Origin of the sequence: Neorhizobium galegae (assembly GCF_017877135.1) — a bacterium.
GTDB lineage: Bacteria > Pseudomonadota > Alphaproteobacteria > Rhizobiales > Rhizobiaceae > Neorhizobium > Neorhizobium galegae_A.
Genome location: NZ_JAGIPH010000001.1, coordinates 137,064 through 150,340, shown reverse-complemented (window position 1 = coordinate 150,340; position 13,277 = coordinate 137,064). Strand labels below are relative to the sequence as shown.

Here is a 13,277-nt window from a genome sequence, read left to right as displayed (position 1 = left end):
AAGGAAGAGGCAGACGATCAGCTCCTACAAGGACCTCAAGGTGTGGCAGCAGGCTATTGAACTGGCCGTTGAGTGTTACCGCTGCACCGAGACTTTCCCGAAGAGCGAAGTTTACGGACTGACATCCCAGATAAGGCGCGCCTCCACCTCGGTGGCCGCCAACATTGCCGAAGGGCATGGTCGGGACAACACCGGAAGTTTCGTGCAGTTTCTGAGGGTTTCTCAAGGATCGCTGAAAGAGCTGGAAACGCATATGATCATCGCGCAAAGGGTGGATATCCTTGCGCAGGAACAGTTTCAGAGCTTGATGCAACAATGCGACGAAATTGGCCGGATGATGCGTGCGTTGATCAGAAGCCTGCAGGAGAAGACATGAGCGGCATAGATCGACTATTCGCTATTCGCTATTCGCTAATCACCAGCGCGGAGCGCGCCCATGACTGAACACGACGTTCGCAATTTCAACATCAACTTCGGCCCGCAGCATCCGGCCGCGCACGGCGTTCTGCGTCTTGTGCTGGAGCTGGACGGCGAGATCGTCGAGCGTGTGGATCCGCATATCGGGCTGCTGCATCGCGGCACGGAGAAGCTGATCGAGAGCAAGACCTATCTGCAGGCGCTTCCCTATTTCGACCGCCTCGATTACGTGGCGCCGATGAACCAGGAGCATGCCTACTGTCTGGCGGTGGAAAAGCTGCTCGGCATCACGGTTCCGATCCGCGGCCAGCTCATCCGCGTACTCTATTCGGAAATCGGCCGTATCCTGTCGCATCTTCTGAACGTCACCACGCAGGCCATGGACGTCGGTGCGCTGACGCCGCCGCTCTGGGGTTTTGAAGAGCGCGAAAAGCTGATGGTGTTTTATGAGCGCGCCTCCGGCTCGCGCATGCACGCCGCCTATTTCCGTCCCGGCGGCGTCCATCAGGATCTGCCGGTGGAACTGGTCGAGGATATCGGCAAGTGGTGCGATGCCTTCCCGAAGGCGCTCGACGATATCGACAGCCTGATCACCGGCAACCGTATCTTCAAGCAGCGCAACGTCGATATCGGCGTGGTGAAGCTGGAAGACTGCTGGGCCTGGGGCTTTTCGGGCGTGATGGTGCGCGGTTCCGGCGCTGCCTGGGACCTGCGCAAGTCGCAGCCCTACGAATGCTATGCGGATCTCGATTTCGACATCCCGATCGGCAAGAACGGCGACTGCTATGACCGTTACCTCATCCGCATGATCGAAATGCGCGAATCGGTGAAGATCATGAAGCAGTGCGTCAACCGCCTGCTGTCGGATGCCAAGACCGGTCCGGTCTCGTCGGTGGATGGCAAGGTGGTTCCGCCGAAGCGCGGCGAGATGAAGCGCTCGATGGAAGCGCTCATCCACCACTTCAAGCTCTACACCGAAGGTTTCCACGTGCCGGAAGGCGAAGTCTATGCGGCCGTCGAGGCGCCGAAGGGCGAGTTCGGCGTCTACCTCGTGGCCGACGGCACCAACAAGCCGTATCGCTGCAAGATCCGCGCCCCGGGTTATGCGCATCTCCAGGCGATGGATTTCCTCTGCCGCGGCCACCAGCTGGCCGACGTCTCGGCCATCCTTGGCTCGATCGATATCGTGTTTGGAGAGGTGGACCGCTGATGCGACGCCTGTCGATTGCGCTCTGTCTTGTCGCTCTTGCCTCGTCTGCCGTGGCGCAGACGGTGCAGCCGTCGACCGAGACAGGCAGATCGACGACGACCATGGCGGAACTCGTTTCCAGAGAGTATGAAATCAAGGCAGCCGTGCCCAATGGAACGAAGTTCATCGTTTTCCTGCAAAAGGGTACATCTGCCTATGCCTGCGAATTCGTGACGCTCACGAAATCGCGGTGCGGTTCTGTCAATTGATAAGGCGTGAGAAAGAATGTCCGTTCGTCGACTAGCCGAAGATCAGTTCCAGCCGGCAGCCTTTGCCTTCACTGCGGAAAATGCCGCGTGGGCTGAGGCGACGATCCGGAAATATCCCGAGGGCCGCCAGCAATCGGCGGTCATCCCGCTGCTCATGCGCGCGCAGGAACAGGAGGGTTGGGTCACCCGTGCGACGATCGAGTTCGTCGCACAGAAGCTCGACATGCCCTATATCCGCGTGCTCGAAGTGGCGACCTTCTACACCCAGTTCCAGCTGAAGCCGATCGGCACCAAGGCGCATATCCAGGTTTGCGGTACAACGCCCTGCATGCTGCGTGGTTCCGAAGCGCTGATGGATGTGTGCAAGCGCAAGATCCATCACGAGCCGCTTCATCGCAACGAGGCCGGCACGCTGTCCTGGGAAGAGGTGGAATGTCAGGGCGCCTGCGTCAACGCGCCGATGGTCATCATCTTCAAGGATGCCTATGAGGACCTGACGCCCGAGCGTCTGGAAGAGATCATCGATGCGTTCGAGGCAGGCAAGGGCGCCGAGGTGAAGACCGGCCCGCAGATCGACCGCCTGACATCGGCGCCGGAAGGCGGCCCTGTCACGCTGAACGACGAGATCAAGCCGGTTCGCACCAATCTCGATCCGCAGCCGGCAGCACCTGCTGCCGAAGGCACGTCCGTTCCGCCGGCCGAAGCAGCCCGTCCCAAGGATACCGCGACTGAGACCAATCCGTCGGTGAAGACGCCGGTGACGGCGCCTGAGGCTTCCAAGGCCAACGACACGGCGGCAGAAGCGGCGTCCGCCACGAAGAAGAGCGAGCCGGACCCGAAGGCGGTCGGCAGCACCGGCGAAGGCGCGCCTGCCGAAGGCAGCAAGGTTGCCGGCACCGACAAGCCGAAGACAGACGGAGCGTAAGGTTTTCAAGAAACCTTGCACCGCGCCCGGCCTCCGGGCGCATCACAGAATTGAAAAGCCGGCCGAAAGTGGCCGCGGACTGGTGGAATAGGTCATGTTGAAAGATCAGGATCGCATCTTTACCAACATCTACGGGCTCAAGGACAAGTCGCTGAAAGGCGCCATGAGCCGTGGCCACTGGGACGGCACGAACGAGATCATCGAAAAAGGCCGGGACTGGATCATCAACGAGATGAAGGCGTCGGGCCTGCGCGGTCGCGGCGGCGCCGGCTTCCCGACCGGTCTCAAGTGGTCGTTCATGCCGAAGGAATCGGATGGTCGTCCGCATTATCTCGTCGTCAATGCCGACGAATCGGAGCCCGGCACCTGCAAGGACCGCGAAATCATGCGCCACGATCCGCATACGCTGATCGAAGGCTGCGTGATTGCCGGTTTCGCCATGGGCGCGCATACGGCCTACATCTACGTGCGCGGCGAATACATGCGCGAACGCGAAGCCCTGCAGGCGGCGATCGACGAGTGCTATGACGCAGGCATTCTCGGCACCAACAACAAGTGCGGCTGGGATTTCGACGTCTACGTCCATCACGGCGCCGGCGCCTATATCTGCGGCGAAGAAACGGCCCTTCTCGAAAGCCTCGAAGGCAAGAAGGGCCAGCCGCGCCTGAAGCCGCCGTTCCCGGCGAATATGGGCCTCTATGGCTGCCCGACCACGGTCAACAACGTCGAATCGATTGCCGTAGCACCGACCATCCTGCGTCGCGGCGCCTCCTGGTTCTCCTCCTTCGGCCGTCCGAACAATGTCGGCACCAAGCTGTTCATGGTCTCCGGCCACGTCAACAAGCCCTGCACCTTCGAAGAGCAGATGGGCCTCACCTTCCGTGAGATCATCGAGCATCACTGCGGCGGCATCCGCGGCGGCTGGGACAATCTTCTCGCCGTCATCCCCGGTGGCGCCTCCTGTCCGGTCGTCAAGGGCGAGGACATGAAGGATGCCATCATGGACTTCGACGGCATGCGCGAGGTGAAATCCTCCTTCGGCACCGGCGGCATGATCGTCATGGACAAGTCGACGGACATCATCAAGGCGATCTGGCGCATCGCGGCCTTCTTCAAGCATGAGAGCTGCGGCCAGTGCACGCCCTGCCGCGAAGGCACCGGCTGGATGATGCGCGTCGTCGAGCGCATGGTGAAGGGCAATGCCCAGAAGCGCGAAATCGACATGCTGCTGCAGGTGACCAAGCAGATCGAAGGCCACACCATCTGCGCGCTCGGCGATGCGGCGGCCTGGCCGATCCAGGGCCTCATCCGCAATTTCCGTCCGGAAATCGAGGCACGCATCGATCAGTACACGGCAAACGCCACCCGCGAGGGTGCCGTTCTGGAGGCTGCGGAGTAAGATCATGGCGGACGGCCCGGACAAGAAGGACAAGGACCAGGCAGCGGACAAATCGCCGCTCGGCTTCACCTTGCCTTTTGCCGACGAGGCCTCTGCCAAGTCTCTCCACAATCCGATGGCGGCGATGGCTGCTGCAACGGCCGCCGGCATGGCGATCGGCGCTCAGTTTGCCAATGCCTTCTTCGGCATGATGCAGGCCTCCATGGAGGCAGCCACCCGGCCCGCGCCGGAGGCAAAGGCGAAGGCCCCGGAGACGGCGCCACAGCCGGAAGCGAAGGTGGAGGCCGCCGCGCCCGAGACGCAGGCAACGCCGGTCACGGCAAAGCCCGCTCCGGTGCGCAAGGCTGCAAAGCCTGCCGCCAAGGCTGAAAGTGCTGTCGAAACGGCAAAGGCTGTGCCACAGCCGAAGCCGGTTCGGGCCGCCAAGGCAAAGGCGAAGGTCGTTGCGACTCCCCCGGCCAAGGCAGAAAAGCCGGAAAAGCCGGCAGGAACAAAGGCTGGCGCAAAGGCACAGCCAAAGAGACAAAAGGCCGCCGACGATCTGAAGACGATCGCCGGCATCGGTCCGAAACTGGCAGACATGCTGAACGGCATGGGCGTGACGCGCTTTGCGCAGATCGCCGCCTGGACGGACGAGGATGTAGCGCATTTCGACCGCGAGCTTGAGCTCGATGGCCGCATTGCGAAAGATGGTTGGATCGCGCAGGCAAAAAAACTGCTGCGGTGACGGAATGTGTCGCTGCCTTTTCTCAATGAGGGCAGGGGACTGGAAACAGGACGTAAGTGACGATGGCAAAGCTCAAGGTTGACGGTAAAGAGATCGAGGTTCCGGATCACTTCACGCTGTTGCAGGCGTGCGAGGAAGCCGGAGCCGAAGTGCCGCGCTTCTGTTTCCATGAACGCCTTTCGGTGGCCGGAAACTGCCGCATGTGTCTGGTCGAGGTAAAGGGTGGCCCGCCGAAGCCGGCAGCCTCCTGCGCCATGGGCGTGCGCGATATCCGCGGCGGCCCGAACGGCGAACTGCCGGAAGTCTACACCAACACGCCGATGGTCAAGAAGGCCCGCGAAGGCGTGATGGAATTCCTGCTCATCAACCATCCGCTCGATTGCCCGATCTGCGACCAGGGCGGCGAATGCGACCTGCAGGACCAGGCGATGGCGTTTGGCATGGATGCCTCGCGCTACACGGAAAACAAGCGTGCGGTCGAAGACAAGTATATCGGCCCGCTCGTCAAGACGGTGATGAACCGCTGCATTCACTGCACGCGCTGCGTCCGCTTCACGACGGAAGTCGGCGGCATTTCCGAGCTCGGCCTCATCGGCCGCGGCGAGGATGCCGAAATCACCACCTATCTCGAACATGCCATGACCTCGGAACTGCAGGGTAACGTCATCGACCTTTGCCCGGTCGGCGCGCTCACCTCGCGTCCGTTCGCGTTTACAGCCCGTCCGTGGGAACTCGGCAAGACCGAATCGATCGACGTCATGGATGCGGTCGGTTCGGCGATCCGCGTCGATACGCGTGGCCGCGAAGTCATGCGCATCATGCCGCGCGTCAACGAGGCGGTGAACGAGGAATGGATTTCCGACAAGACCCGCTTCATCTGGGACGGCCTGAAGACGCAGCGCCTCGACCGGCCTTACGTGCGCCGCGACGGCCGCCTGCAGCCGGCAACCTGGGGCGAAGCCTTCGCCGCCATCAAGACGGCCGTATCGGCCACGAACGGTAACAGCATCGGTGCGATTGCCGGTGATCTCGCCTCCGTTGAGGAAATGTATGCGCTGAAGGAACTGCTGACCGCGCTCGGCTCGCAGAACCTCGATTGCCGCCAGGACGGCGCCAAGCTCGATCCGTCGCTCGGCCGCTCCAGCTACATCTTCAACCCGACCATCGAAGGCATCGAACAGGCCGACGCGCTTCTCCTCATCGGCGCCAACCCGCGCTACGAGGCGGCCGTGATGAACGCCCGCATCCGCAAGCGCTGGCGTCGCGGCAACTTCCCGATCGGCGTGATCGGGGAGGGGGGCGACATGCGCTACGGTTACGAGTATCTCGGCGCCGGCACGGATACGCTGTCGGATCTCGTCAATGGTTCGCATGGCTTCCTTGAGAAGCTGCGTGCGGCCAAGAAGCCGATGATCATCGTCGGCTCCGGTGCGCTGGTGCGCGACGATGCGGAAGGCGTTCTGGCCGCAGCCGCAAGCCTTGCTGCCTCGGTTGGCGCTGTCTCGGCAGAGTGGAACGGCTTTGGCGTCCTGCACACCGCAGCCTCGCGCGTCGGTGGTCTCGATCTCGGCTTCGTGCCGGGTCCGAACGGTTCCAATGCCGCCACCATGCTGCGCTCCATGGATGTTCTCTTCCTGCTCGGCGCCGACGAGATGGAATTCACCTCCAAGCACGCCAAGTTCACCGTCTATATCGGTAGCCACGGCGATGCCGGTGCCCACCATGCCGACGTCATCCTGCCGGGCGCGACCTATACGGAAAAGTCCGGCACCTGGGTCAACCTCGAAGGCCGCGTCCAGATGGGCAACCGCGCCGGTTTCGCCCCGGGCGAGGCGCGCGAAGACTGGGCTATCCTGCGTGCCCTGTCGGACGTGCTCGGCAAGAAGCTGCCGTTTGATTCGCTGTCGCAGCTGCGCGCCAAGCTCTATGCCGCATATCCGCATTTCGCCGAACTCGACGAGATCGCGGCCGGTGCTGCGGACGATATTGCAACGCTTGCCAAAAAACCGGTGAGCCTGGGCAAGTCCGGGTTTGCGTCTGTCATCAAAGACTTCTATCTCACGAACCCGATCGCACGCGCTTCGGCGGTGATGGCGGAGTGTTCGGCACTGGCCCGCAACAATTTCCAGGCTGCGGCAGAGTAAAGGCACAATCATGGACTCTTTCTTCTCGACCTATCTCTGGCCGGCGATCGTGATGATCGGTCAGTCCCTGTTGCTGCTCGTCTGCCTTCTGGTCTTCATCGCCTATATCCTTCTGGCCGACCGCAAGATCTGGGCAGCCGTCCAGCTGCGCCGCGGCCCGAACGTGGTCGGTCCCTTCGGCCTGTTCCAGTCCTTCGCCGACCTTCTGAAGTTCGTCTTCAAGGAGCCGATCATTCCGTCGGGCGCCAACAAGGGCGTGTTCCTGCTGGCGCCGCTCGTGTCGGTGACGCTGGCGCTCGCAACATGGGCGGTCATTCCGCTCAACGAGAACTGGGTGATCGCCAACATCAATGTCGGCATCCTCTACGTCTTTGCGATCTCCTCGCTCGAAGTCTATGGCATCATCATGGCCGGCTGGGCGTCGAACTCGAAATACCCGTTCCTCGGCGCGCTGCGGTCTGCCGCCCAGATGGTGTCCTATGAAGTGTCGATCGGCTTCGTCATCGTCACGGTGCTGCTCTGCGTCGGTTCGCTGAACCTCAGCGACATCGTCATCGCCCAGAAGACCGGCATCGGCACCATGATCGGTCTGCCGCCGTCCTTCCTCGACTGGCACTGGCTCGTGCTCTTCCCGATGTTCATCATCTTCTTCATATCGGGTCTTGCCGAAACCAACCGTCCGCCCTTCGACCTTCCGGAAGCGGAATCGGAACTGGTCGCCGGTTACATGGTGGAATATGCCTCGGCTCCCTATATGATGCTGATGCTCGGCGAATATGCCGCCATCCTCCTCATGTGCTCGCTGACGACCATCCTGTTCCTCGGGGGCTGGCTGCCGCCGGTGGATGTCTGGTTCCTCAACTGGGTTCCGGGGATCATCTGGTTCCTGATCAAGGCCACCTTCATCTTCTTCATGTTCGCCATGGTGAAGGCCTTCGTTCCGCGCTATCGCTATGACCAGTTGATGCGTCTCGGCTGGAAGGTGTTTCTGCCGCTGTCGCTGGTCATGGTCATCATTACTGCATTCGTTCTGAAGCTGACGGCCGGCGCCTGATTTCTGGCGCTGCCTCCCGGCTGAATTGGAGACTAACATGGCAAGTCTGGCACAATCCGTCAGTTCGCTGTTTCTGAAGGAGTTCGTCGGGGCGTTTTTCCTGTCGATGCGCTACTTCTTCAAGCAGAAGGCCACGATCAACTATCCCTTCGAAAAGGGACCCGTCTCCCCGCGCTTCCGCGGCGAGCATGCCCTTCGCCGCTATCCCAATGGCGAGGAGCGCTGCATTGCCTGCAAGCTGTGCGAGGCGATCTGTCCTGCCCAGGCGATCACCATCGAAGCCGGCCCGCGCCGCAACGACGGCACCCGCCGCACGGTGCGTTACGATATCGACATGGTAAAGTGCATCTATTGCGGCTTTTGCCAGGAAGCCTGCCCGGTGGATGCCATCGTCGAAGGCCCGAACTTCGAATTCGCGACGGAAACCCGCGAAGAGCTGTATTTCGACAAGGAACGCCTGCTCAACAATGGCGACCGCTGGGAGCGCGAAATTGCGCGCAACCTGTCGATCGATGCACCCTACCGCTGATCGCCCGATCGCGGTTCTGATTGACACTGCCGGTGCTTGAAAAGTGCCGGATCGACCACAAGCATGAGGCCTGGCTGGTATGCGACCGCCGGGTTTTGACGGCGGGGATAAGAGCCCTTCCGGGGAAGACGAAAAGGCACCACAATGGGTTTGCAGGCTGTTTTCTTTTATCTGTTCGCCTTCGTCGCGGTGGCGTCGGCGTTCATGGTCATCTCGGCCAGGAACCCGGTGCATTCCGTGCTCTTCCTGATCCTGGTCTTCTTCAATTCCGCCGGGCTTTTCCTGCTCACCGGGGCTGAATTCCTCGCCATGATCCTGCTCGTCGTCTATATCGGCGCGGTCGCGGTTCTCTTCCTCTTCGTCGTGATGATGCTCGACATCGACTTTGCAGAGCTGCGCTCCGGCTTCCTGCAATATGCGCCGGTCGGCGCGCTGATCGGGCTCATCCTCGCCGCCGAGCTGGTGCTGGTCATCGGCGGCAGCGTGCTGTCGCCGGAAGCGGCCAAGTCGATCACCATGCCGATCCCGTCGCCTGCGGTGCGCACCAATACGGCAGCCCTCGGCGACGTGCTCTACACGCACTACGTCTATTTCTTCCAAGTCTCCGGCCTCGTTCTGCTCGTCGCCATGATCGGCGCGATCGTGCTGACGCTGCGTCACCGGGAAAACGTCAAGCGCCAGGATATCTCCAAGCAGGTCGCCCGCACGCCGGCAACGGCTGTCGAGGTGGTCAAGGTCAAGCCGGGCCAGGGCATCTGAGCGCGATCAAGGAACAGCGAATATGGAAATCGGACTTTCTCATTACCTGACGGTCAGCGCCATTCTCTTCACGCTCGGCGTCTTCGGCATCTTCCTCAACCGGAAGAACGTCATCATCATCCTGATGTCGGTGGAACTGATCCTGTTGTCGGTCAACCTCAACATGATCGCGTTCTCGTCCTTCCTCAACGATATCACCGGCCAGGTCTTTGCGCTGTTCATTCTGACCGTTGCCGCAGCGGAAGCGGCGATCGGTCTTGCAATTCTCGTGGTCTTCTACCGCAACCGTGGCTCCATCGCGGTTGAAGACATCAATATGATGAAGGGCTGATCAGGTCATGATCTACAAGGCTATCGTCTTTCTTCCCCTGATCGGCTTCCTGATCGCCGGCCTGTTCGGCCGCCAGATCGGCGCCAAGGCATCGGAATATGTCACCAGCGGTCTGATGATCGTTGCGGCCATCCTTTCCTGGGTGGTCTTCTTCAACGTGGCGCTCGCCCATGGCGGCGAAGGCCACGAGGTCATCAAGGTCTCGGTCCTGCGCTGGATCCAGTCCGGCGGCCTCGAATTCGACTGGTCCTTCCGCATCGATACGTTGACATCGATCATGTTCGTCGTGGTCAACACCGTCTCGACGCTCGTCCATCTCTATTCGATCGGCTACATGCACCACGATCCGCATCGGCCGCGCTTCTTCGCCTATCTGTCGCTGTTCACCTTCGCCATGCTGATGCTGATCACGTCGGACAATCTGGCACAGATGTTCTTCGGCTGGGAAGGCGTGGGCCTTGCGTCCTACCTGCTCATCGGTTTCTGGTTCAAGAAGCCCTCGGCCTCTGCGGCTGCCATGAAGGCCTTCATCGTCAACCGCGTCGGCGACTTCGGTTTCGTGCTCGGCATTTCCGGCGTCTTCGTGCTGTTCGGCTCGATCAACTTCGACACGATCTTTGCCTCGGCCGCGACCTATCTGCCGGCGGAAGGTGCCGCTGACGCTGGGCAGGCCGTCATCACGCTCTTCGGCATGCATCTCGACAAAGCCCATGCGATCACCGGCGTCTGCCTGCTGCTGTTCATGGGGGCCATGGGTAAGTCGGCGCAGTTCCTGCTGCACACCTGGCTTCCGGATGCCATGGAAGGCCCGACGCCGGTTTCGGCGCTCATCCATGCCGCAACCATGGTGACCGCCGGCGTCTTCCTCGTCGCCCGCATGTCGCCGATCTTCGAACTGTCGCCGAACGCGCTGCTGTTCGTCACCCTCATCGGTGCGATCACCGCCTTCTTTGCGGCAACCGTCGGCCTCGTGCAGAACGACATCAAGCGCGTCATCGCCTATTCCACCTGTTCGCAGCTCGGCTACATGTTCGTGGCGCTCGGCGTCGGGGCTTATGGGGCTGCCGTCTTCCACCTCTTCACGCACGCCTTCTTCAAGGCCTTGCTGTTCCTGGGCGCCGGCTCCGTCATCCACGCGGTCGATGGCGAGCAGGACATGCGCTACATGGGCGGCCTCTGGAGGCACATCCCCTATACGTTTGCAGCCATGACCATCGGCACGCTGGCGCTGACCGGCGTCGGCATCCCGGGTACGATGTTCGGCTTTGCCGGCTTCTTCTCCAAGGACGTCATCATCGAATCGGCTTACGCCTCCCATTCGGCGCTGTCGGGCTTTGCCTTCACGCTCCTGGTGGTCGCTGCTCTCTTCACCAGCTTCTATTCCTGGCGTCTCGCCTTCCTCACCTTCTTCGGCAAGCCGCGCGCCTCGTCGGATGTCATGCATCACGTGCACGAAAGCCCGATGATCATGCTCTTCCCGCTCGCCGTGCTGACCATCGGTGCGGTTCTCGCCGGCGTCGTCTTCGAAGGCCATTTCTTCGGCGAGGAATATTCCGAGTTCTGGAAGGGCGCGCTCTTCACCTCGGAACACAACGAGATCCTCGAAGAGTTCCACCACGTGCCCGTCTGGGTGAAGTGGAGCCCGTTCATTGCCATGCTGACCGGTTTCGTCACCGCCTGGTACATGTACATCAAGTCGCCTTCCACCCCGAAGCGTCTGGCCGAAAACCACCGTGTCCTCTACCAGTTCCTGTTGAACAAGTGGTACTTCGACGAGCTGTATGACTTCCTCTTCGTACGCTCCGCCAAGGCCCTTGGCCGGTTCCTCTGGAAGAAGGCCGATGTCGGCGTCATCGACGCCTATGGTCCGAACGGCATCGCGGCGCGCGTTGCGGATATCACCCGCGGTGTGGTTCGCCTGCAGACCGGTTACCTTTATCACTATGCGTTCGCGATGCTGATCGGTATCGCCGCCCTCGTCACCTGGATGATGCTCGGGAGTTCAATCTGATGACCGACTGGCCTATTCTTTCCACGGTCACCTTCCTGCCGCTCGTCGGTGTGGTGCTTCTCCTGCTCACCCGGGAGGACGGCCCGTTCGGCCGCCGCAATATTCTGAACGTCTCGCTTCTGACGACGGTCTTCACCTTCCTCGTCTCGCTGTTCATCTGGATCGGGTTTGACAATTCCAACTCCGGTTTCCAGATGGTGGAAAAGCATTCCTGGCTCGGAACCGGCATTTCCTATCATCTCGGCGTCGATGGCATTTCCATGCTGTTCGTCATCCTCACCACCTTCCTCATGCCGTTCTGCGTGCTTGCAAGCTGGGAGTCGGTCGAAAAGCGCCTGAAGGAATACATGATCGCCTTCCTGCTTCTGGAAGTGGTCATGGTCGGCGTCTTCGTGTCGCTCGACATCGTTCTCTTCTACGTCTTCTTCGAAGCGACGCTCGTGCCGATGTTCATCATCATCGGCGTCTGGGGCGGCAAGGATCGCGTCTACGCCTCCTACAAGTTCTTCCTCTATACGCTGCTCGGCTCCGTGCTGATGATGGTCGCCATCATGGCCATGTACTGGCAGGCCGGCACGACGGACGTGACGGAACTGTTGAAGTTCGGCTTCCCGGCAGGTCTGCAAACCTGGCTATGGCTTGCCTTCTTCGCCTCCTTTGCGGTGAAGATGCCGATGTGGCCGGTGCATACCTGGCTTCCGGATGCCCACGTGCAGGCGCCGACAGCAGGCTCGGTCATTCTGGCCGGTGTCATGCTGAAGCTTGGCGGTTACGGGTTCATCCGTTTCTCGCTCGCCATGTTCCCGCTGGCATCCGAACACTTCGCGCCCTTCGTCTTTGCGCTGTCGGTGCTTGCCATCATCTACACCTCGCTGGTCGCGATGATGCAGGAAGACATCAAGAAGCTGATCGCCTATTCCTCGGTCGCCCACATGGGTTACGTGACCATGGGCATCTTTGCGGCAAACCAGCAGGGCCTGCAGGGCGCCATCTTCCAGATGCTGTCGCACGGCATCGTGTCGGGCGCGCTCTTCCTCTGCGTCGGCGTGATCTATGACCGGCTCCACACCCGCGACATCGCGGCCTATGGCGGCCTCGTCAACAACATGCCGAAATATGCCGTCGCCTTCATGATCTTCACCATGGCCAATGTCGGCCTGCCGGGCACGTCCGGTTTCGTCGGCGAATTCCTGACGATCATCGGCATCTTCCGGGTCAACACCTGGGTCGCCCTGTTTGCCGCCACCGGCGTCATCCTGTCGGCCTCCTATGCGCTCTGGCTCTATCGCCGCGTGATCTTCGGTGCGCTCGAAAAGGAAAGCCTGAAGGGGCTCCTGGATCTGTCCACCCGCGAGAAGGTCATTCTCTATCCGCTGGTCGTGCTCACCATCTTCTTCGGCGTCTATCCCGCACCGGTCTTCGATGCGACGGCCGCCTCGGTCGACATGCTGATCAATAACTACTCCGCTGCCCTGCAGGCAGCCGGGAAACTTGCACTCCTGGTGCACTGAGACGGGACACGA

General features: G+C 61.1%; 12 protein-coding genes and 1 pseudogene. All 13 read left to right on the top strand.

The genetic code is table 11. From position 1 onward, the window contains the following. The first annotated feature begins 16 nt into the window (after positions 1-16). Entirely contained in the window at positions 17-376 is a 360-nt protein-coding gene (locus J2858_RS00760; RefSeq protein WP_348635451.1) for a four helix bundle protein, read from the top strand. 60 nt (positions 377-436) lie between these two features. Next, entirely contained in the window at positions 437-1,627 is a 1,191-nt protein-coding gene (locus J2858_RS00755; RefSeq protein WP_210102854.1) for an NADH-quinone oxidoreductase subunit D, read from the top strand. After that, the gene (locus tag J2858_RS00750; protein ID WP_210102853.1) at positions 1,627-1,875 is read left to right on the top strand and encodes a hypothetical protein; all 249 of its coding nucleotides are present in this window, start codon (positions 1,627-1,629) and stop codon (positions 1,873-1,875) included. Before J2858_RS00755 ends, J2858_RS00750 begins: the two co-directional genes overlap by 1 nt. 16 nt (positions 1,876-1,891) lie before the next feature. Beyond that, positions 1,892-2,794, top strand: a pseudogene (gene nuoE, locus J2858_RS00745) (NADH-quinone oxidoreductase subunit NuoE); the annotation flags it as partial. A gap of 100 nt (positions 2,795-2,894) precedes the next feature. Next, positions 2,895-4,199, top strand: coding sequence for an NADH-quinone oxidoreductase subunit NuoF (gene nuoF / locus J2858_RS00740; protein ID WP_210102851.1), 1,305 nt, complete (start codon positions 2,895-2,897; stop codon positions 4,197-4,199). A gap of 4 nt (positions 4,200-4,203) precedes the next feature. After that, a complete protein-coding gene (locus tag J2858_RS00735; RefSeq protein WP_210102850.1) occupies positions 4,204-4,926 on the top strand; it encodes a 5' DNA nuclease in 723 nt (240 codons plus the stop codon). 62 nt (positions 4,927-4,988) lie between these two features. Then, on the top strand, positions 4,989-7,070 hold the full coding sequence (nuoG, locus tag J2858_RS00730; RefSeq protein ID WP_210102849.1) for an NADH-quinone oxidoreductase subunit NuoG: 2,082 nt from the start codon (positions 4,989-4,991) through the stop codon (positions 7,068-7,070). A 10-nt stretch (positions 7,071-7,080) separates the two neighbouring features. Continuing rightward, positions 7,081-8,124 (top strand): NADH-quinone oxidoreductase subunit NuoH, encoded by a 1,044-nt coding sequence (gene nuoH / locus J2858_RS00725; RefSeq protein WP_210102848.1) that lies wholly within the window; start codon positions 7,081-7,083, stop codon positions 8,122-8,124. 37 nt (positions 8,125-8,161) lie between these two features. Continuing rightward, a complete protein-coding gene (gene nuoI / locus J2858_RS00720) occupies positions 8,162-8,653 on the top strand; it encodes an NADH-quinone oxidoreductase subunit NuoI (protein ID WP_210102847.1) in 492 nt (163 codons plus the stop codon). Positions 8,654-8,797: 144 nt separating this feature from the next. Then, positions 8,798-9,412 carry an NADH-quinone oxidoreductase subunit J gene (locus J2858_RS00715; protein WP_210102846.1) on the top strand — a complete coding sequence of 205 codons (615 nt, stop codon included), beginning with the start codon at positions 8,798-8,800 and terminating at the stop codon, positions 9,410-9,412. Between the two features lie 22 nt (positions 9,413-9,434). After that, positions 9,435-9,743: an NADH-quinone oxidoreductase subunit NuoK gene (gene nuoK / locus J2858_RS00710; RefSeq protein ID WP_210102845.1), complete on the top strand. Its 309-nt coding sequence runs from the start codon at positions 9,435-9,437 to the stop codon at positions 9,741-9,743. A gap of 7 nt (positions 9,744-9,750) precedes the next feature. After that, the gene (gene nuoL, locus J2858_RS00705; RefSeq protein WP_210102844.1) at positions 9,751-11,754 is read left to right on the top strand and encodes an NADH-quinone oxidoreductase subunit L; all 2,004 of its coding nucleotides are present in this window, start codon (positions 9,751-9,753) and stop codon (positions 11,752-11,754) included. Further along, a complete protein-coding gene (locus tag J2858_RS00700; protein ID WP_210102843.1) occupies positions 11,754-13,265 on the top strand; it encodes an NADH-quinone oxidoreductase subunit M in 1,512 nt (503 codons plus the stop codon). The genes nuoL and J2858_RS00700 overlap by 1 nt, the downstream gene beginning before the upstream one ends. The last annotated feature ends 12 nt before the right edge of the window (positions 13,266-13,277 follow it).

Coding starts and splice junctions, on each gene's coding strand:
- J2858_RS00755 (WP_210102854.1), top strand. CDS start 437: ATGACTGAACACGACGTTCGCAATTTCAACATCAACTTCGGCCCGCAG.
- J2858_RS00750 (WP_210102853.1), top strand. CDS start 1,627: ATGCGACGCCTGTCGATTGCGCTCTGTCTTGTCGCTCTTGCCTCGTCT.
- nuoF (WP_210102851.1), top strand. CDS start 2,895: ATGTTGAAAGATCAGGATCGCATCTTTACCAACATCTACGGGCTCAAG.
- J2858_RS00735 (WP_210102850.1), top strand. CDS start 4,204: ATGGCGGACGGCCCGGACAAGAAGGACAAGGACCAGGCAGCGGACAAA.
- nuoG (WP_210102849.1), top strand. CDS start 4,989: ATGGCAAAGCTCAAGGTTGACGGTAAAGAGATCGAGGTTCCGGATCAC.
- nuoH (WP_210102848.1), top strand. CDS start 7,081: ATGGACTCTTTCTTCTCGACCTATCTCTGGCCGGCGATCGTGATGATC.
- nuoI (WP_210102847.1), top strand. CDS start 8,162: ATGGCAAGTCTGGCACAATCCGTCAGTTCGCTGTTTCTGAAGGAGTTC.
- J2858_RS00715 (WP_210102846.1), top strand. CDS start 8,798: ATGGGTTTGCAGGCTGTTTTCTTTTATCTGTTCGCCTTCGTCGCGGTG.
- nuoK (WP_210102845.1), top strand. CDS start 9,435: ATGGAAATCGGACTTTCTCATTACCTGACGGTCAGCGCCATTCTCTTC.
- nuoL (WP_210102844.1), top strand. CDS start 9,751: ATGATCTACAAGGCTATCGTCTTTCTTCCCCTGATCGGCTTCCTGATC.
- J2858_RS00700 (WP_210102843.1), top strand. CDS start 11,754: ATGACCGACTGGCCTATTCTTTCCACGGTCACCTTCCTGCCGCTCGTC.